A 19649-nucleotide genomic window follows, 5' to 3' on the forward strand; every position below is an offset into this window, starting at 1 on the left:
TTAGAAGGGATTCTTTCGTGATAATTACGAAGTCAAAAATTACACAATTTCAATTTATTTTAATGATTTTTGGTATTCAAGTAGGGATTGGAATGTTGTCACTTCCTAGAGAACTAGCTCTAAAAGGAGGTACAAGTAGTTGGATTGCAATTCTTTTTGGGGGGATCATTTCTACTTTTATTAGCATTTTATTTGTTAAATTAAGAGAGAAGGCTCCTAATTTAAATTACGTAAGTTTTTTTACTTTTTATCTAGGAAAAATAATTGGATCAATTGTAGTCCTTTTACAAGCAATCTATTTCCTTTATGCGGGGTATCTCGTATTATGTAGAGCCATCTTATATATTCAATCCTACATTCTTCAAGAAACAAAAGGGTATGTTTTATTAGTGTTATTTCTTTTTCCAACTTACCAGCTGATAATAGGTGGAATTCATTTAATTGGAAAATATATAGAAGCAATTTTTCCAATTGCTTTTTTTACTTTATTCATGCTACTTTTCACGCTTAAAGATGCCGATCTAAATTTTATTTTACCAATTATAAAGAATGGCTGGATGCCGATTTTTAAGACAATTCCATTAACGACAACTTCATTTCTAGGCATTGAGTTAATTCTAGTTTTATATCCTTATTTAAAGTCGAAGGAAAAGGCAATAAAAGGTGTTATTATTGGAAATGCATTAACAACTTTTACATATATTTTTGTAACAATTATTTGCTTTGTTATTTATAGTCCTTATGAAATCAAAATGACGTTTGAGCCCGTAATCGATATTTTAAGTATAATGGAATTCCAATATGTTGAGCGTTTAGATTTCATTTTATTCTCATTATTTTTAATGATTATATCGAAAACATGGGTTACGTATATTTGGGCCGGGATGAATGGATTTTCAGAGTTATTTAAATTTAAACTAAAACCTTTTATCATTATAATTCTTTTTATCGTAATTCTCATTCTTACGTTTATTCAAGTACCGACGTTTACAAATACGACTATTCATTTGCATTATATAATGGTGTCTGGATCATGCATATTAATCGGTATTCCAATCCTCTTATTGGTGGGCGGTTTAATAAAAAATAGATTAAGTAAGGTGAAAATCAATTGAAATATTTTCAAGTATGTTTGCTTAGTATTTTTTTAGTAATCGGCGTTTCAGGTTGCAGAGGGAAAATTAATATAGAAGATGTCACATTATCGATGATTTTAGGAATCGATGTAAATGATGAAAATAAAGTAGAAGTATATATGGCAAGCCCGGTCTTTAGTGAAGAAACAAAAGAGAAAACTGAACATTTTAGTGTACAAACTCTTTCTATTAAAGAATCAAGAAATTATTTTGATACCCGAGCTAATGGTGTTACTGGTGGTGGTAAAATTCAAGCAATCTTAATAGGATCAAAGGTTCTTGAACATAAAAATTGGTTTTCAATAATGGATATGTTTTACCGAGATCCAAAGTTTCGATTAAATGCCGATCTTATTTTTGTAGATGGTCCACTTTCCGATGTTTTTAATTTAAAACCAAAGGATAAACCAGAGTTGCCAATCTATATTCCTCAATTAATACAAACTGCTGATTTTCGAAATGTTGCTTTCAAAACGTCTTTACGAATGTTTCATCAAATGTATTATGAGAAAGGAATAACACCTTTTGCACCTGAACTAATAGTACAAGGTGACCATTTAGTAGTTAATGGAACGACAATATTAACCCAAAATAATTTGTATAATCGAACCCTATCAATGAATGAAACACAAATGCTAAAAATTTTAAAAGATCATTTAGTAGGGCAATTAGTTATTGCATTGGATCTTAAAAAATTTAAAAGAGATCAATATGATGTTTTTACCGAAGAAGAAACTAGTTTTTATATTAAAGATGTAAAGCGGAAAATTGATAAAAAATATTCAAATGGACGATATAGTTTTAATGTAAACTTGACAATGCCGATTATGATTACAGAATCCCCAATGGGATTGACGAACGCCACAGAAAAAGTATTAAAAAATGCAATAGAAAAAAAGTTGCAAAAAGATTTAAATGGCTTAGTCCAATCTTTTCAAAAAGATAAAGTTGATCCAGTTGGATTTGGCATACTTGCTCATTCATTTCAATATTCTGATTGGGAAAAAAATGAGAATCATTGGCTTGATACATACCAAAAATCGAATATAAAAGTAAAAGTAAAAGTTATTGTTATCGATAAAGGAATAACGATGTAAATGTAGAAAACCCACCAAAAAATTGGTGGGTTTTCAGCTTATGCGGCTGCATTTTCAATAGCTGTTGCTTTTCTTTGTTTACGGTCATGCAATAAATAGTAAATGACAGTCGTTGACAATACAGCAATTGCCGTTATTACGTACATAATATGGAAAGAAGTTTTCGCAGATATAATTCCAAGAACGTAAGAGCCAATCCCCATACCGGTGTCAAAAAACATAAAAAATGTCGCTGTTGCCATTCCCTTTTTGGCAGGGGCAGCAGTGTTAATCGCTAATGTTTGAAAACTAGGTAGGATTGAGCCATAGCCTAGACCGATTAAAGCAGCAGAAAATAAAAAGATTGTTGGTACAGTTGAAAAGCTCAAGACAACTAGACCAATCGAAAATAAGATGATCCCAGGATAAACAATAATGTTTGCTCCTTTACGATCAAATAGTTTACCAGTGAAAGGTCTTGAACCTAAAATGAAAACTGCATAAACAATAAAAAAGAAACTAGCAATATCTACAAAACCTAAATTCTTTGCGTATAATGTGATAAATGAAATGATACCACTGTAACCAAAAGAGATAATTGCTGAAGTAATTGAGATTGGTAATGCTGAACGCTCAATTAATTGTGATGGTTTAATTCGAGTTTTTGCTTTTAATGTTTGTTTAGGAATCGCGATGAATAATCCGAAAACAAGTGAAATAATTGCGAAGAATCCACAAACAAAAAACAAAATATGGAAGGTGAAATGATTCATTAAATTAATACCAAGATAAGGACCAAATACCATTGCAAGGATCATGGAGGAGCTATAATAACTCATACCTTCGCCTCTACGTGATATAGGAACTATTTCAGCAACTATTGTGCCTGTTGCAGTTGTTCCTAGACCAAAAGCAATCCCTTGTGCAAAACGCAATAATAGTAATAATGCAAAATTATTTATAAAAGGATATAAAAATGTTGTTAATGTAAAGAAAACTAATGAAATGATTAATATTTTTCTGCGACCAATTGTATCAAGCCAGATACCTGCAAATGGACGAATTGCAACTGAGGCGATAAGAAAGCATGTTACTACAAGACCAACTTTACTATCTTCTTGGCCTAAATTATCAATCACAAAAATCGGCAATGTCGCCATTAACGTATAAAATACTAAAAACACAAAAAATCCACTTAAGCTAACACTTAGAAAATCCTTTGTCCATAAACGCTCGTTTTTCAAACTTATTCCCCCTGTTTAGTAACCTCCGACGCTTTCATATTGTTCATCATTTTTTGAAAAACTTGAAGTGCAATATCAAGCTCTTCATCGGGTATATCTTTAATAACATCATTCTCAAATGAGATGATTTGTTCTTTCCAACTATCAAATTGATTTGTAGCTTTATCAGTTAGATGAATCATTTTTTCTCTTTTATCCGTTCCTTCTTTGCGAACAATTAAGTCTAAAGTTTCCATTCTACGTAGTGTACGTGTCAGTGTAGGTGGCTCAATATTCAAATTCGAACAAATTGTTCGCTGAGTACATGGTCCATGTAAATGGATATAATGAATGACGGACCATTGTGCCAAATACAATCCAGTAGGAACAAGATGCTCATTAAATGATTTCGAAAACTGACGTGTAGTTTGATTTAATAAAAAAAAGAAAGGCTGCTTTTTGCGCATAAAAAAGTCTCCTCGAAAAATTAGTTAGCTAGCTAATTAAATTAGTTGTCTAGCTAATTATATTTGAACAAATTGTAAATGTCCAGTGAATAAACTTATTTAGTATAAATTGAGCATAAGAGCAAATATTAAATGTAGTAAAATTTTACAAAACAGTTAGGACGGTATGTGAGATGGCAGAAGTAGTACATTCAACAAATGGAAAATCTCATAAAATGAAGATTTTGCAAAGAACAATCGCTATGCTAGTAGGTTCTTTACTTGTAGCGACAGGTCTTGAAATATTTTTAGTTCCAAATGATGTTATCGATGGCGGAATAACAGGTATTTCGATTATGGTTTCCCATCTTACTGGGCTTCCTCTTGGCGTATTTCTTTTTGTATTAAACCTACCTTTTTTTTATTTAGGTTATAAGCAAATTGGGAAAACATTTGCAATTTCAACCATTCTTGGTATCACTGTTCTTTCCTATTTAACAAGCAGGTTTCACCATATCTCTGCTTTTACGGAAGATATTCTACTTGCAACAATTTTTGGAGGAATGGTCGTAGGTGTCGGAGTAGGATTAGCCATTCGATTTGGTGGCGCACTAGATGGAATTGAGATTCTAGCGATTATTATTAATAGTAAGATTCCTTTTTCCGTTGGTGAAATCATTATGATTTTCAATTTATTTATTTTAGGAGCTGCTGGATTTATCTTTTCTTGGGATCGTGCAATGTACTCAATTATTGCATATTTAGTCGCATTTAAAACAATTGATATCGTAGTTGAAGGATTAGAACAATCGAAATCAGCATGGATCATTAGTGATAAAAGTGATGATATTGGGGAAGCTATTCTTTTTAGGATGGGTCGTGGTGTTACATATATAAATGGTACTGGAGCATACTCAGGTGAAACTACAAAGGTTATCTATTGTGTTATCACTCGATTAGAAGAAGCAGAATTAAAAACAATTGTTGATGACATTGATCATTCCGCCTTTTTAGCAATTTCAGATATTGCAGAAGTACGTGGTGGAAGATTTAAAAAGAAAAATGTACATTAGGTTTATGATCGACAAAAGCATTGAAATAAGGAGGAAGGTTCAGGAGTGTTGGACCTTCTTTCCTTTTATTCTCTTGCTATTTACTGTATTATTTGAATTATAACTGAAAATTTAGAAAACTATTTATTTTGTAGATAAATTCATAATTTAATAGATTAAAAGGCTTAAAAAAGGAGGGGGAAGTTGGATGGAGAAGTTCGATGTGATTGTTGTTGGAGCAGGATTGGCTGGTTTAGTTGCAACTGCAGAGATGGCTGATGCCGGGAAAAGTGTATTGTTATTAGACCAGGAACCGAAAGCATCAATAGGTGGTCAGGCTTGGTGGTCATTTGGAGGGTTATTTTTAGTAGATTCTCCTGAGCAACGTAGGTTAGGAATTAAGGATTCGAAGGAATTAGCTTGGCAGGATTGGCTTGGAACAGCGGGATTTGATCGTGAAGAGGATGAGGATTATTGGGGGAAGAAATGGGCAGAGGCATATGTCGAGTTTGCATCAGGTGAGAAAAGGCAATGGCTTTATGACATGGGGGTGAGATTTTTTCCAATCGTCGGTTGGGCTGAACGTGGAGGATATCTTGCAGAAGGACATGGAAATTCAGTGCCAAGATTTCACGTAGTATGGGGCACAGGGCCAGGAATTGTTGCTCCTTTCGAACGAAGAGTTCGCGAGCATATGAAAAAAGGATTAGTAGAATTCAGGTCCCGTCATCGTGTAGATCAACTATTAACACAAGATGGAGCAGTAGTCGGAGTAAGTGGTTCTATATTAGAACCAAGTAAATCAGAGCGAGGAGAAGATAGTTCTCGTGAAATAATTGGTGATTTTCAATATGGGGCAAAAGCCGTTTTAGTATCAAGTGGGGGGATTGGAGCGAACTTTGAACTAGTACGCCAAAATTGGCCAAGTCGACTAGGTAACCCGCCGAAAAAAATGATATCTGGTGTACCAGCACATGTTGATGGTCGAATGCTTGCTATTACTGAGAATGCTGGTGGTCGAATTGTTAATCGTGATCGAATGTGGCACTATACAGAAGGCATAAAAAACTGGAATCCAGTATGGAGCAATCATGGAATCCGTATTCTTCCTGGACCATCATCAATTTGGTTAGATGCACGTGGACAACGCTTTCCTGCACCAAATTTTCCTGGTTTTGATACTTTAGGTACACTACAAGCCATTCAACAAACCGGTTATGATTACTCCTGGTTTATTTTAACGAAAAAAATCATTCAAAAAGAGTTTGCACTTTCTGGTTCGGAACAAAATCCTGATTTAACAGGAAAGAGCATAAAACAAGTGATGAAAAGGGCAACTTCAGGAATACCAGCACCTGTAAAAGCTTTTATGGAAAAAGGAGAGGACTTTGTCGTTGCTGACACGTTAGAAGAGCTTGTTGAAGGCATGAATAAGATAACCTGCGAAAATTTACTAAACTATGATGATATCGAACGTCAACTAATCGCACGCGATCGTGAAATGGATAATAAATTTACGAAAGACTTACAAATCACTGCCATAAGAGGAGCGCGAAATTATATTGGTGATAAATTAATTCGTGTTGCATCTCCTCATAAAATTTTAGACCCTAAAAACGGTCCATTAATTGCTGTTCGTTTAAATATTGTGAGCCGAAAAACACTAGGTGGGCTTCAAACAAATTTAGATGGAAATGTATTAAATTCTTCAGGAGATGCAATTCCGGGACTGTATGCAGCAGGTGAAGTTGCTGGATTTGGTGGCGGTGGTGTACACGGTTATCGCGCGATGGAAGGAACATTTTTAGGCGGTTGTTTATTTTCAGGTAGACAAGCAGGAAGAGCGATTGGTAGAGATTTGGAATAAAATTATATTCATCGAACACAAGCGTATATTAAAAAACTTTGATCGACAAACAAGTCGATCTTATTTTTTCTTTTATTGACTTAAACCATAGTTTAAGTCGTATGATATTCTAGTCGACAATGAAAGCTATATTTTTGGGGATCCCAATGAAATATTGTTCAATTAGTGAAGGTGCAGCAAAGTTCTATATTACTGAATCAACCTTACGTTATTATGAAAAAAAGGGGTTATTACCACTGATTGAGCGTGATCAAGCAGGTAGAAGGCTATTCTCAGAAAATCAAATGTCACTCCTTGAAACCGTTATTTGTTTAAAAAATACGCATATGCCCATTAGTAGTATTAAGCAATATATTGATTGTGTCGTAGAAGGAGATACAACCGTTGAACTCCGACTTGAAATGATGAGGAATCATAAGCAGGCAGTTCTCGAAGAAATTTCATTAATGACCAAATCGTTAGAGGGGATTGATTTGAAAATTAATCGTTATAGCAATCGATCGGATTTTTGAACAAAGCGAATAATACATGGAAAAGAGGAATTAAAATGAATCTTACAGGAAATACAATCCTTATTACAGGTGGAAGTACTGGGATCGGATTAGCTTTCGCAGAACGGTTTATTAAATCGGGAAATAAAGTCATAGTAACCGGAAGACGTGAAAATGTACTTAAAGATGCTAAAGAAAAATTTCCAGATTTTATTACACATGTAAGTGATTTGAGCTCTGAGACTGAACGTGTATCATTGTTTAATTGGGTAACAAAGAATTATCCAGAAGTGAATGTGCTAGTGAACAATGCTGGGATTCAACAACGATTTAATGTTTTAAAATCAGATGCTCAGAACGATTGGCAGTATTTCAATAAAGAAATCACAACCAACATTGAAGCACCATTCCATCTGTCTATGCTGTTTGCTCCATATTTTGCTACAAAAGAAACGGCAACGATTGTTAATGTTTCATCGGGATTAGCTTTTACTCCTTTGGTCATTGCTCCAATCTATTCAGCAACAAAAGCTGCACTCCATTCTTTTACAATGAGTTTACGTCACCAACTTTCCGATTCGTCAGTGGAAGTAATTGAAATTGCTCCTCCGGCAGTGAATACAGACTTAGGCGGAGCAGGATTGCATACCCACGGAGAACCGTTAGATGAATTCGCAGATGGGATTTTCAAAGGATTAAGAGAAGAGAAACAAGAAATTGGATATGGAACTTCAGTTGAACGACTTCGTATGTCACGAGATCAAGTCGATGAGCATGTTACAAATATGTATAATATGTTGAAAAATACAATACAATAACCATCTATTTCAGCAGTATAAATTCCAAAAAATATTAAAAATCACTTTGTTTGTTGATCATAACATTTGAAGGGGAATAAAAATAACAAAAGGGCAAATTCGTTAATTCGAATTTGTCCTTTTGCTGCTTGTATTGGTTTTACATTATTCCTTACTCCAATCAATCGTATAGCCTGTTCAATGAAAGGGTACGAATAAAAAGGGTACTGGAAAATTGAACAAGCTATAGACTTTGGAAAAGGAGTGAGTGTGTAATGGATAAAATGAAGAATACAGCCGGTTCCGATACACATGCTGGAATGGCCCAAAAAACAGTTGGGCAGTTTTTGTTTGATTGCCTGAAGCTAGAGGGCATTACAGAAATTTTCGGCGTCGCAGGAGACTATAATTTTTCACTACTTGATACGTTGGAGCGATATATTGGAATCCAGTTTATAGAAGGACGGAACGAACTAAACGCTGGTTATGCTTCAGATGGTTACGCAAGAATCAAGGGGATTTCTGCTCTTATTACTACGTTTGGAGTTGGGGAGTTGAATGCATGCAATCCAATAGCTGGTGCCTACAGTGAACATGTTCCGATAATTCACATTGTTGGTTCGCCAAAAGAAAAGGATCAAAAAGAACATAAGCTGATGCACCACACTCTAATGGATGGGGATTTTAATGTATTTCGTAATATGTATAAACAGATAACTGCCTATAGTGCGGTACTCACACCTGAAAATGCTATGATTGAAATTCCAGCTGCTATTCGCATTGCAAAAGAAAAGAAACAACCTGTTTACCTCGTTGTGGCTGATGATTTAGTGGAACAGCCGATTATGGAGCGGATAGAGCCGACACCACAACTAAAAACGTCAAACTTAAAATCTCTTCAGGCTGCGGCAGATCATGCCCGTCAATTACTAGAAAGTGCAAAACGGCCAGTAATCTTAGTGGATGCAAAAACCATACGTTTTGGCCTTCAGGATGTAGTTCAGCAGCTGGCAGACGCAATGAATATACCCGTTGCGTCTATGATGTTCGGTAAAGGGGCATTCGATGAAACCCATCCTAATTATATCGGAATGTACTTAGGTTCGTTTGGATGTTCTGAAGTTCAAGATACGGTAGAAAATGCAGACTGTATCATTGCGATTGGCTTGGTACCCGCGGACACCAACACAGCGAATTTTACGGCAAAACTGAATTCAATGGTGACGATTGATATCCAATCAGACCTAGTTAAGATTGCAGGTGCAGTATATCCGAACGTTTTTGCTAACGACATGTTTCAAGCAGTACAAAATGTGGGTTATAAAGGTCAAGGATTGCTCAAACAAGTGTCATTTCCATACAACCAATACAATGTAAGTAACGATGAACCACTTAAGGCGGCAGGCTATTATCTACTTTTTCAACGTATGCTGAAAAAGGACGACATTTTGATCGTCGAGATTGGTACACTCTTCAATGGTATGGCCGAGGTGAGGCTGCCGAGTAATATTACATATATTGGTCAAGGAGGCTGGGGGTCTATCGGATATGCAACCCCCTCGACGTTCGGTGCAAGTATCGCGGCCCCAAAACATCGGGTGTTACTGTTCACAGGTGATGGCTCACTACAACTAACTGCTCAAGAAATCAGCTCCATGCTCTATTATGGCTGTAAACCTATCATTTTCGTCTTAAATAATGACGGTTATACGATCGAAAAATATTTAAATGTCAAAACTAAAAATCAAAAATACAACAAAATTCCTAGGTGGTCTTACACTAAGCTAGCTGAAGCCTTTGGGGGCAATGCGTTTACTGCGATTGTCAGTACCTATGGAGAGCTTGAACAGGCAATAAACCAAGCTGAAATTGAATGTTCCGAAAGACTCTGTATTATTGAAATGATTGTAAAAGATCCATTGGACGCTCCAGAAAATATAAAAAAGATTTACAAGTATTTGGAGAAGCAGGCGACGCTACACAGCCAAAAATAGTCAGTAAAAAAGTTGGAATCAATAAAAAAGATGATTCCAACTTTTTTTGATTGTCATTGCACTATATTTCTTATAGCTATTTGTTTAACAAATCGAGTGTTGAATACTTTAATCTGCTTCTTTATAACTGACTTGAAAATTAGTTTGATTTTTTCACTTGACTTGAAATCCATTTCATAAATTAGATTGAAAGTAAGCCGATTTTCAACGAAGGGAGAAAAAAGATGAACAGTAAAGTTAACTTTAAACACGATGAACATCTATTGTCTACCGTTACAGGGTTATTGGATATCTTTGATGGAACACAGAATATTTACTTTGGAGATTTGTATTTAACCAATAAAAGATTATATTTTGTAAGCAATAAACTATTAAATATGGAAAAATCCTTCTGGTTTGAAGGAGAAAGAAAAGAGTTTGAACATTCTACATTCATTGTGGGAGAACACAGGATTACGGTAAGATGGGCATACAGTGGAAACCTCCTTTACTTTATAAACGCTTTTTCTAAAATGAATGGTATTGCATAAAATTACTTGATAATTCATATATGTTGGAGGTGTGTGATGGCAAATATTAACGATATTGCAAGATTAGCAGGTGTATCTGTCTCTACTGTTTCTAGAGTCCTAAACAAATATAAGTATGTTGCTAGTGATAAACGAGAGGCAGTTCTAAAAGTTATTGAAGAAATGAACTATACACCAAATAAAAATGCAATTGATTTAATACGGGGAGAAACAAGAACAATAGGTGTTATTCTTCCGTATAACAACAATCCAGCATTTGATCAAATATTAAACGGTATACTGAACAAGGCATTGGAGAAAGATTTTTTGATAACGGTACTTCCTTCAAATTATCGTAAAGAAAAAGAAGTGGAGTATTTGCAAAAGTTAAAAAGCAAGCTGTATGATGGCATCATTATCACTTCACGAGCAAATGATTGGGAATCAATCATTCCGTTTAGCGAATATGGTTCAATCGTTGCTTGTGAATATACACAACACAAAGAAATTGGCTGCTCCTATATGGACCGCTATTCTTCTTATCTAGATACCTTCCAACTATTAAAAAACAAAGGGCATCATGTGGTAGCATTCACAACAGCTAGGCTAGAAAGTAATAGCACGAAGCAAATGATGACTGCTTATACTGAGATTTTTGGTGAACTTCAACCTGAATACCATCTATCAGATTGTCATTGCTTAGAAGACGGATATGAAGCAGCAAAGAAATTCCTGCATTTACAAAAAAAGCCAACTGCTATCTATGCAAATGGGGATGAAGTGGCAGGTGGAATGTATTTATACGCAAAGTCGCAACAATTAAAAATCCCTACAGATTTAGCAATCATTGGTCAAGAAAATCAACCAATTGGTATCGGGATGGGAATTTCTACAGTGGATCACCAGTTAACGAAAGTCGGTGAACAAGCTTGTAGCCTTGTCATAAAGAAATCTAGAGAAAAAGTAAAAATACCTTATCGAATTGTGGAAAGAGATTCTGTTTAAAGCATAATTAAAGATAAAAAAATAGAGAAAAATGTGGGGAAAGAAAATGAGTAAAAAATTTATAGTTTTTGACATTGATGGAACATTATTAACGACTGAAATGAAGTTTCTAGATAGTACGAAACAAGCTTTGGTTTCACTTAAAGAAAATGGACATGAAATCGTAATCGCGACAGGAAGAGACTACACTTCTGCAATATCTATTGTCGACGAACTCGAAATTGATACTTATGTTTTATGCAATGGGTCAGTAGGGTATGTCCGTCATGAAATAACACATGAGGAAGTATTTTCAACAGAATCTATTATGAAACTAATTAAAATTGCAATGGAAAACAATGACCAGATTGTGTTCCAAACATTGGACGGAGTAAAAAGACATTTTGAAGAACCTGGAGAGTCATTAACAAATGCCTATGAAAGTCTAGGATTAATAATCCCTGACTTTGATGAAATGTATTGGAAAGAAAATTCCATTATACAAGCGATGCTTTTTTGCAAAACTGAAGATCTTCAAAAATATGATATCAACGAATTTCGATATGTGAGTTGGCATAAATTTGGTTCAGATGTCATCCCTAAAGAAGGTTCGAAAGCAAAAACAATTTTGAAAATTGCTAAAGAAAATGGATTTAAGCGAGAAGATATCGTCTTTTTCGGAGATGGAATGAACGACATAGAACTAATGGAAATTTCAGGAATTGGTGTTGCAATGGGAAATGCTGAAACAGCAGTTAAAGAGAAAGCTAATTTAATCACAGATAGTTGCAATGAACATGGTATTTACAATGCGCTTAAGAAAATGTTATTAATCTAATACGTGAACGAAATTAGATTAACCTTGAAAAGTGCGAACACTTTGTGAGCTCGGCTTTATTTGATCATTATGGTTTAATAATTGGTAGAACTAGATTAAGATCTGTCTTAATGTATGATATTTTTTGGAAAATCGAATAATAAGCTTCAGTTAGCTCTTTATCTGGAGGACAAATATGAAGCGCACATTTAAAATAATTGGAATATGTTTACTTTTAATGATCATAGTTGGTGTTGGGTCGATATTTCTATCCCCAAGACCAGTAACGTGGTTTTTGAAAAAGTCTTTCGCCGGTGGGATTGAAGTAGAGGCAGCTGATTATGGTATAGCAAAACGAAAAACAACAATGGATACTGATATTGAATACTCATCAAAATATAAAAGCAGTACTTTTGATTTGATTAAGTATAAAGGTGATTTGAAATACGTCCCCACCATTTTTTGGATTCATGGTGGCGCTTTTGTAGCTGGAGATAAAATTGATGTTCGGAAATATGCTACATATATAGCGAGTCATGGTTATAATGTGGTGAATATAAATTATCCTTTAGCTCCGAGTGTAGCTTATCCAATACCAATACAACAAATTGATCAAGCATACAAATTTGTCAAAAAAAATGCTGGTAAATTTGGACTGGATTTAAACAATATTTATATAGCTGGCGATTCAGCGGGGGCTCAGCTTACAGCACAATTTGTAAGCATTCAAATGAATAAAAACTACTCCAATACAGCTAAAATAGGTCAAAGCATCGATCCAAATACAATTCGTGGTGCGATTCTTCTTTGTGGTCCTTATGATATGAAAGAAGTTCAGACACACGCTTCATCAAGATTTATGAAATTTGTATTTAAGCGAATCGGATGGGCCTATTTTGGAAAATACAATTGGGAAGATGAAAAGATGACAAAGGAATCATCCCTTTTAAGAAATGTACCTGAAAAATTTGTTTCAACATTTATTACTGACGGAAATACAGGTTCCTTTGAATCACAAGGTAAAAAATTCGCAACTTTACTAGAAAAAAGAACAGGTGTTAAACAAGTCTTTTATAGTAAATCAGATGGAAAACTAGGTCATGAATACCAGTTCCAAATGAATACGAAAGCTGCCCAAAATACATTTAATGAATTACTCAATTTCTTGAACGGTACGAAAGTCTCTCAATAAAAAGCAATGGAATTCGCTGTTCCCATTCATCAAAAAAAGCCTCATAAGTACTTTTACTTATGAGACTTCTTTTACTTTATAAATTAAAAATTATTTTACACCAACTGCATCAAATGCATTATTAACAGTTGTTACTTCAGCAGAACTTGCACCATATAGGTCAGCAGCAGATTGTACTAATGCTGCACGAGCTTGACTAAATGTTGCAGAAGAAGTTAAGTAAACAGTATTTGCGCGATAGAAAATTTTAGCTAGTTTATCATTACCGATGCCAGTTACAGACACACCGTAATGAGTTCCACCTACTGCAATTAAGTAAGCAGCTTTATTGATGATACTGCTATTTGTATGAACGCCTCCATTATCAGAAGTTCCAGTGTAACGTTTTGAGTAATGATCTGGATCACCATATTTAGTTGGATCACTCATTGAACGAAGAGCGTCACCAGCAATACCTGGTGTATAGATATCTTCACCAATCTCGTAATCTGGATTGTTATTATTATAGAACTCAATTACAGTTCCAAAAATATCCGAAATAGCTTCGTTTAATGCACCAGATTCATTTTGATAGATTAAGTTCGAACTTCTTTCTGTAACAGCGTGAGTTAACTCATGCGCTACTACGTCAAGTCCACCTGATAAGTAAGTGAATGTTGTTCCATCACCATCACCATAAACCATTTGAGAACCGTTCCAAAATGCATTGTTATAACTACGGCTATAATGGACAGTTGATTTTAAGGCAGCACCATTACCATCAAATGAATTACGTCCAAAAACAGTTTTGTAATAGTCGTATGTTTTTCCAGCATAATAATGTGCATCAACTGCTGCAGCTTCACTTGTGCTATTTAGTAGTGTGTCAGTACTTGTCAATAGAGTACCAGGAAGAGTAGTACGATTAGATCCATTATATGTGAAAATACCATTTCCTCTAGTATTGTCTTGTAAATAATAAGTTGAACCAGATTGAGTCATATTTATTGTTTTTGTATCACCAAGTACACCTTTTCCTGTTGCAGTTACATTTGTACCAGCAACTGTTGGTTTAGCAACTGATGATCCAACAGTTTTACTAGCTGCATGAATGCTGTCCATTGTATCAATACTATTGTATTTATTTAAAATTTTACCAGTTGATGCTTCAATGAAATAATTATAGTTTCCAGGTTTTGGAGAAAGGAAGTTTAAGTTTACTAGATAAGCATACGTTGCATCATCACCATTTGTATAAACTACTAATTGAGCTGTAGGGTCTTTTTCATAGTTAGGAGTATAGCCAAGGTTTGCTTCTGCGATTTTGATAGATTTATTAGCGTTAACTTTTTTAGTAGATTTTAACCCTTTTTTAGTATCTAAGTTTGGAATTACAGTACCAGAGAAAACTGATAGAACACCATTATCTCCAACTACTGCAGTTTGAGTTGATCCCCATACAGGAACACCGTTATAAACTTGTTGTAAGTGAAGTGCGGTACCATAAGCATCTTTTTTGCTAGATTGAACAATGAAAGAATTTTCTGGAGATTTTGAACCTAATTTGAACTTATCCTTGTTAGCATTTACATAAGCATTTACAACGCCTACAGCACTTTTAGCTGATGGTTTTGTCAGCTGACCAGAAACGAACTCAGGTGATCCCACCGATTTGTTGTACTTGTATTTAGACAATACATTTTTTGGTGCAGCATATGTATTAGTTACTGATAAACTACTTGCCGCCAAACCTACAGATAATCCAACCGCTAAAACTTTTTTGTTCATTAAAAATTCCTCCCCTTGGTTAACAAATGTGGTACTGAGGAATTCATCGTATCATCCGAAAATCTAGTTTATCAAATTACAAAAATCGACTTTTTTTGCAATTTGTGAGAAAAAAATAAGCGGAAATATCGAAGTAAAACTAATTCTGAATATTTAAAATAGTTAAAAAGTCTTAAATTTAGTTAAAAAATGGTAAATAAAAAATCGAATTTTATTAAGAATATGTTTGTTTTTGGTTAAAATTAACCCAGTTTTTAATAGATTATTAAGAAAAAAATGCAACAAAATATTATTTAAGTAAAATATTTATGTGCGTTTTAATAAGGGGGCATATGCAAAGATTCTGTAGAATTTAAAATCGACAACTTCTTTGGTGAAAAAAATGGTCTACATTGCGAAAAAAGGTTTTTTAAAAGTAACTTATAATGGGCAGGAATGGAAGGCATACTGAAGCCTATATTTCCTAAATCCTGCCCATAAATCTTTTATTCAACACTATTTCCCTTAAGCTGATTACATTGCTAATCCTTTATCGACAATTATTACTTTTGCATTTACATGTATTTTTGAGTTTTTGAAATCCTTGGGCCAGCTGGATTTTACCTTTTTCCATTGTTCATGTTGGTAAGAACTTGCTAAAATTCCTAAACCTAATGGATCCACTTCATTCGTTTGAAATTTATGGACTAAGTCATTTAGTTGCTTTTCTAAAGATGTCTCGATGTCTTTACTTAATCGATCGACTGTTTGGTTGTTTAGTTTTATCGGCGATTGTTCAATCATGACGGGTATTTTTATAGAAACTTGAAAATCAAATCGGTTTTGATGGAAATTGCAGTCTACTTTTCTTTTGATTTTTCTTATATTATAACTAGCTGTTTGGATGTTAAATAATTGATTACGGTCTTGTTTGTCCTTTATTGGGGATAACAAGCCTAGTTGACCTTTTAATTTTCCTTGAAGCAATTGGAAAAACTGTGTTTCTTGAATATTCAAGGTCTGTTTTACATGAAAATTTTGATCTAATAAGACTACTCCGCTAACTTCAAGTTTTCCATCTTTAATCGACATCTTAGGTAAATAGGGTGTTATTCCTTTTTCATATGACATCTGATGAAACATTCTAATCGATGTACGAAGTGTTACATTACGAAAATCAGCTGTTTCAATTAGTTGGGGAATAAAAATTGATAATCTTGGTTTATCTTCTTCTTTTAATTCGAGTAGCTCTGAAATATTGCCATCAAAAAAAACCAGATCTGCATTTTGTCTTAGTTTCGGTTCTCGATACATAAAATCTAAGATAGACGTCCAGTTCTTTTGTTCGACTAATTTAGTGCCGACTAGTAAAGCTTGTAACTTTCCTGCAGTTGTAACACCATTTACCTTCGTATCAAATAAATTACGAGCCTCTCGAAGCGTTGAGACATCAACGATCATTTGTTCATTTTTTTCTTTTGCCTCTTCACTAAAAACGGGACTAGACAAAAAAACTTGGATCTTTTTTTGTTGGGGATTATTCGTGTCAATTCCAAATATTAATCCCATCGTAACATCTTCAATATTTACTATTTTTTTACAGCCTGTTAATAGTATTAAAAGAAAAAAACTAATCGTTGCGATTTTTAAGCTTTTCATTTCATCACCTTATTCCCAAATGAGCGTATCCAACAGAATACTATTATTAATGAAATGACAATTACACCATAAATAGATAAAAATTGTATTTGTTGATCATTTTGTTTAAATGTTGGAATGAAAAAATTTGTTAGAATTAGAACAATGCTGGACAATCCAATAAATAAATAATCAAGGCGTTTAAACCGAAACATTTCTGCTAAATTTGTTAAACCAATCCATAGATACATAATCCATGTTTTAGATATTAGGAGTAGAAACAATGAAAAAAGAATGAAGTCTAATCTTTCTACAAATTGGAATTCAATTACACTTAAAATATCTAAAACTGGATCAAAGATTACGCCGATTTCATCAGGACTATAAATAACAAAACAAATAATACAAACGTATACATATACAAATGTTGTAAGACTATTTGCAATTAAAACACCTTTAAGAGCTTTTTCCTTTCGATCTAAATATGGATAGATAATAAAGATTATTTCAATGCCTAAAAAGGAACTAATCGTAGATGGAATGGCTTTAAAAATCGGTAACCATCCATCCTTTAATAAAGGTAAAATGAAATGAATATTACTATGTTTTAATGTGAAGAGTAACATAATTAAACAAAAGATAATGATTGGAAATATAATTTCAATATACTTTCCAAGTATTTGAATACCACCTGTCACGAATTGATAAGTTGGAATTAAAAACAATACTAACAAAACTATTAGTGATGCATCAGGTAGAATGTAAGATTGAATAAATAAAATAGAATGTATAATCACTACAAATCCAATTCCGAGACAGTAAATGGTAAAGCAAATTGAAAGTATTGTCCCGAGCACTTTGCCAAAGCAATGAGAAAAATACGTGTTAAATGAACAAGAAGGGTCTTTTTCCCTAAGTTTTACCATTGCAACACTAATAAGAAAAGAGAGTAATCCTCCAAGTAAAAGAGTAATCCAACCACTCGTTCCAGCTTTAACTTCTAATAATCTTGGCAAAGAAAAGATACCGATTCCTACTTGTACACCGAATATTAATAATACAAATTGAACATATGTAATTTTAGGTATAATTTGTCTCATATCATTTCCTCTTCTTTTGACTCGATATGTGATGATTCCAAAGAATGGATAGAGCACTATTTTGATATTTTTGTTTTAATCTTTTAAAGTCAAAAGGAGACAAAGGCTGAGTGTAAGACTCATTATAGCTAGACAATTTCAAAGCATGTGCGGTGATAATCATGGTGCTGGCAATAATCCCTATAATCCCGAAAATAGAAGCCATAATCATAATAGGAAATCGTAATATACGTAAACTTGAAGCCATGTCGTAATTTGGAATAATAAAAGATGAAATGGCAGTTAGAGCAACGACAATTACCATAATATTGCTTACAATACCAGCTGAAACAGCAGCTTGACCGATAACAATTCCACCTACAACTCCTACTGTTGTACTAATTGGAGTTGGAAGGCGTATAGCCGCTTCCCTCAACATTTCTAGCGTTAGCTCCATAATAATTGCTTCGACAAGTGGATCGAAGGGAACTTTAGCACGTGATTCACCAATGGATAAAATTAATTTTAATGGAACAACGTCATAATTAAACGAGACAATAGAAATGTATATCCCTGGTAAATAAAGTGTTATGAATAAAGCGATTGCACGTAAAAATATATAAAAAAATGCGATGGCAGGTCTTGTTGATGAGTCATCGATACTTTTAAAAAAAGAAACAAAAGAGCCAGGTAAGACAATGACATCTGAAGAACGATCTAACAAGATGACTACTTTCCCCTTTTCGATAGACTCTGATGCAACATCAGGTCGTTCAGTCGTGACAAGTTGAGGGAATATAGAAAATGGATATTTTTCCAAAATATGAGCTAGTTGATTAGCATTAAGTAAAGAGTCAAGCGTGATTTCGTTGAGCTTTGATTCGATTTCTTCAACAATTCCAGGTTTAACAACACCTTCTAAATAAGCTAGCGTCACATTGGTTTCTTTTTCTTTTCCTATTTTAATTTCTTTGAAAAGTAAATTTTTACTTTGAATATAGCGACGAAGTAAAGATAAATTGGCTTGTACCGTTTCAACAAATGAAATTCTTGAACCTTTGATTGAATTATCGATACTAGGTGGAGAATAAGCCCGCTTCGGATAATCTGCAACTGAGTAAAGAAATGCATTAGGTTCTCCGTCAATTAAACACAAACATGTCCCATCGAGGATTGATCGTTCAATGTCCTCAATTTTTTTTGTTGCTATTGTATGACTATAAAGAAATTGAAATAATCCATCTTTAAATTCGAGAATATTAGTTGTAAACTGTTCTATTTTTTCTTCATTTACTAGGCTATTAAAATAAACGATGACACCTTTTTTCTCACCAAATAACACATTTTTTATTACTAAATCTGAGGTTGGAAACAATGTAAGTAATAATTGAATATTCGAATGTAAGTCACCTTCTTGATGAATAACGAGTGATGGTGTTGATGTTTTATTCAATGTTTCTCACCTCTTTCAAATTTACATTTTTTACTAGTCTTAATGTGCACTTTATAAGTGGATACTATTCTAATTTGGAAGTATATAGTACAAGTATAAAATCACCCTAAAATTACCAAAATAAATAATAAAAACTAGTAAAAGGGTGA

17 protein-coding genes are annotated in these 19649 nt (G+C 33.9%); 11 read left to right on the forward strand and 6 right to left on the reverse strand.

From position 1 onward, the window contains the following. The first annotated feature begins 17 nt into the window (after positions 1 to 17). Together ACFVR2_RS01235 and ACFVR2_RS01240 are read left to right on the forward strand one after the other, a co-directional pair. Positions 18 to 1115, forward strand: a complete 1098-nt coding sequence (locus ACFVR2_RS01235; RefSeq protein WP_387358153.1) for a GerAB/ArcD/ProY family transporter — start codon at positions 18 to 20, stop codon at positions 1113 to 1115. Further along, on the forward strand, positions 1112 to 2233 hold the full coding sequence (locus tag ACFVR2_RS01240) for a Ger(x)C family spore germination protein (protein WP_387358155.1): 1122 nt from the start codon (positions 1112 to 1114) through the stop codon (positions 2231 to 2233). Before ACFVR2_RS01235 ends, ACFVR2_RS01240 begins: the two co-directional genes overlap by 4 nt. Positions 2234 to 2271: 38 nt before the next feature. Here the strand turns inward: ACFVR2_RS01240 and ACFVR2_RS01245 are convergent, their stop codons facing one another. After that, positions 2272 to 3456 (reverse strand): MFS transporter, encoded by a 1185-nt coding sequence (locus ACFVR2_RS01245; RefSeq protein WP_387358157.1) that lies wholly within the window; start codon positions 3454 to 3456, stop codon positions 2272 to 2274. Between the two features lie 2 nt (positions 3457 to 3458). Further along, on the reverse strand, positions 3459 to 3902 hold the full coding sequence (locus tag ACFVR2_RS01250) for a MarR family winged helix-turn-helix transcriptional regulator (protein WP_387358159.1): 444 nt from the start codon (positions 3900 to 3902) through the stop codon (positions 3459 to 3461). Between the two features lie 173 nt (positions 3903 to 4075). Between ACFVR2_RS01250 and ACFVR2_RS01255 the strand changes: the two genes are divergently transcribed. The 9 genes from ACFVR2_RS01255 to ACFVR2_RS01295 all read left to right on the forward strand — a co-directional run bounded on the left by ACFVR2_RS01255 (position 4076) and on the right by ACFVR2_RS01295 (position 13584). Beyond that, a complete protein-coding gene (locus tag ACFVR2_RS01255; RefSeq protein WP_387358161.1) occupies positions 4076 to 4954 on the forward strand; it encodes a YitT family protein in 879 nt (292 codons plus the stop codon). A gap of 187 nt (positions 4955 to 5141) precedes the next feature. Continuing rightward, positions 5142 to 6800, forward strand: a complete 1659-nt coding sequence (locus tag ACFVR2_RS01260; RefSeq protein ID WP_387358163.1) for an FAD-binding dehydrogenase — start codon at positions 5142 to 5144, stop codon at positions 6798 to 6800. Between the two features lie 146 nt (positions 6801 to 6946). Further along, the gene (locus tag ACFVR2_RS01265) at positions 6947 to 7312 is read left to right on the forward strand and encodes a MerR family transcriptional regulator (protein WP_387358165.1); all 366 of its coding nucleotides are present in this window, start codon (positions 6947 to 6949) and stop codon (positions 7310 to 7312) included. A 35-nt stretch (positions 7313 to 7347) separates the two neighbouring features. Beyond that, positions 7348 to 8109, forward strand: a complete 762-nt coding sequence (locus ACFVR2_RS01270) for an SDR family oxidoreductase (RefSeq protein ID WP_387358167.1) — start codon at positions 7348 to 7350, stop codon at positions 8107 to 8109. Positions 8110 to 8363: 254 nt separating this feature from the next. After that, the gene (locus ACFVR2_RS01275) at positions 8364 to 10082 is read left to right on the forward strand and encodes an alpha-keto acid decarboxylase family protein (protein ID WP_387358169.1); all 1719 of its coding nucleotides are present in this window, start codon (positions 8364 to 8366) and stop codon (positions 10080 to 10082) included. 224 nt (positions 10083 to 10306) lie between these two features. Then, positions 10307 to 10612 carry a hypothetical protein gene (locus tag ACFVR2_RS01280; protein ID WP_387358171.1) on the forward strand — a complete coding sequence of 102 codons (306 nt, stop codon included), beginning with the start codon at positions 10307 to 10309 and terminating at the stop codon, positions 10610 to 10612. Between the two features lie 36 nt (positions 10613 to 10648). Continuing rightward, entirely contained in the window at positions 10649 to 11596 is a 948-nt protein-coding gene (locus ACFVR2_RS01285) for a LacI family DNA-binding transcriptional regulator (protein ID WP_387358173.1), read from the forward strand. A 46-nt stretch (positions 11597 to 11642) separates the two neighbouring features. Continuing rightward, complete coding sequence (locus ACFVR2_RS01290) at positions 11643 to 12413, forward strand: Cof-type HAD-IIB family hydrolase (protein ID WP_387358175.1); 771 nt, start codon at positions 11643 to 11645, stop codon at positions 12411 to 12413. 175 nt (positions 12414 to 12588) lie between these two features. Further along, positions 12589 to 13584: an alpha/beta hydrolase gene (locus tag ACFVR2_RS01295; RefSeq protein WP_387358177.1), complete on the forward strand. Its 996-nt coding sequence runs from the start codon at positions 12589 to 12591 to the stop codon at positions 13582 to 13584. Positions 13585 to 13674: 90 nt separating this feature from the next. Here the strand turns inward: ACFVR2_RS01295 and ACFVR2_RS01300 are convergent, their stop codons facing one another. The 4 genes from ACFVR2_RS01300 to ACFVR2_RS01315 form a co-directional block, all read right to left on the reverse strand. Beyond that, the gene (locus tag ACFVR2_RS01300; protein WP_387358179.1) at positions 13675 to 15351 is read right to left on the reverse strand and encodes a M4 family metallopeptidase; all 1677 of its coding nucleotides are present in this window, start codon (positions 15349 to 15351) and stop codon (positions 13675 to 13677) included. 513 nt (positions 15352 to 15864) lie between these two features. Continuing rightward, positions 15865 to 16989: a Ger(x)C family spore germination protein gene (locus ACFVR2_RS01305; protein ID WP_387358181.1), complete on the reverse strand. Its 1125-nt coding sequence runs from the start codon at positions 16987 to 16989 to the stop codon at positions 15865 to 15867. Then, positions 16986 to 18068 (reverse strand): GerAB/ArcD/ProY family transporter, encoded by a 1083-nt coding sequence (locus ACFVR2_RS01310; RefSeq protein WP_387358183.1) that lies wholly within the window; start codon positions 18066 to 18068, stop codon positions 16986 to 16988. Before ACFVR2_RS01310 ends, ACFVR2_RS01305 begins: the two co-directional genes overlap by 4 nt. Before the next feature lies 1 nt (position 18069). Then, entirely contained in the window at positions 18070 to 19500 is a 1431-nt protein-coding gene (locus tag ACFVR2_RS01315) for a spore germination protein (protein ID WP_387358185.1), read from the reverse strand. Between the last annotated feature and the right edge of the window lie 149 nt (positions 19501 to 19649).

The organism is Gottfriedia sp. NPDC057991 (assembly GCF_042886615.1).
GTDB lineage: Bacteria > Bacillota > Bacilli > Bacillales > Bacillaceae_G > Gottfriedia.

Bases quoted from the DNA above. Each gene is read 5' to 3' on its own strand.
- ACFVR2_RS01275 (WP_387358169.1), top strand. From the start codon at position 8,364: ATGGATAAAATGAAGAATACAGCCGGTTCCGATACACATGCTGGAATG.
- ACFVR2_RS01310 (WP_387358183.1), bottom strand. From the start codon at position 18,068: ATGAGACAAATTATACCTAAAATTACATATGTTCAATTTGTATTATTA.
- ACFVR2_RS01265 (WP_387358165.1), top strand. From the start codon at position 6,947: ATGAAATATTGTTCAATTAGTGAAGGTGCAGCAAAGTTCTATATTACT.
- ACFVR2_RS01305 (WP_387358181.1), bottom strand. From the start codon at position 16,989: ATGAAAAGCTTAAAAATCGCAACGATTAGTTTTTTTCTTTTAATACTA.
- ACFVR2_RS01280 (WP_387358171.1), top strand. From the start codon at position 10,307: ATGAACAGTAAAGTTAACTTTAAACACGATGAACATCTATTGTCTACC.
- ACFVR2_RS01255 (WP_387358161.1), top strand. From the start codon at position 4,076: ATGGCAGAAGTAGTACATTCAACAAATGGAAAATCTCATAAAATGAAG.
- ACFVR2_RS01260 (WP_387358163.1), top strand. From the start codon at position 5,142: ATGGAGAAGTTCGATGTGATTGTTGTTGGAGCAGGATTGGCTGGTTTA.
- ACFVR2_RS01300 (WP_387358179.1), bottom strand. From the start codon at position 15,351: ATGAACAAAAAAGTTTTAGCGGTTGGATTATCTGTAGGTTTGGCGGCA.
- ACFVR2_RS01270 (WP_387358167.1), top strand. From the start codon at position 7,348: ATGAATCTTACAGGAAATACAATCCTTATTACAGGTGGAAGTACTGGG.
- ACFVR2_RS01290 (WP_387358175.1), top strand. From the start codon at position 11,643: ATGAGTAAAAAATTTATAGTTTTTGACATTGATGGAACATTATTAACG.
- ACFVR2_RS01250 (WP_387358159.1), bottom strand. From the start codon at position 3,902: ATGCGCAAAAAGCAGCCTTTCTTTTTTTTATTAAATCAAACTACACGT.
- ACFVR2_RS01285 (WP_387358173.1), top strand. From the start codon at position 10,649: ATGGCAAATATTAACGATATTGCAAGATTAGCAGGTGTATCTGTCTCT.
- ACFVR2_RS01295 (WP_387358177.1), top strand. From the start codon at position 12,589: ATGAAGCGCACATTTAAAATAATTGGAATATGTTTACTTTTAATGATC.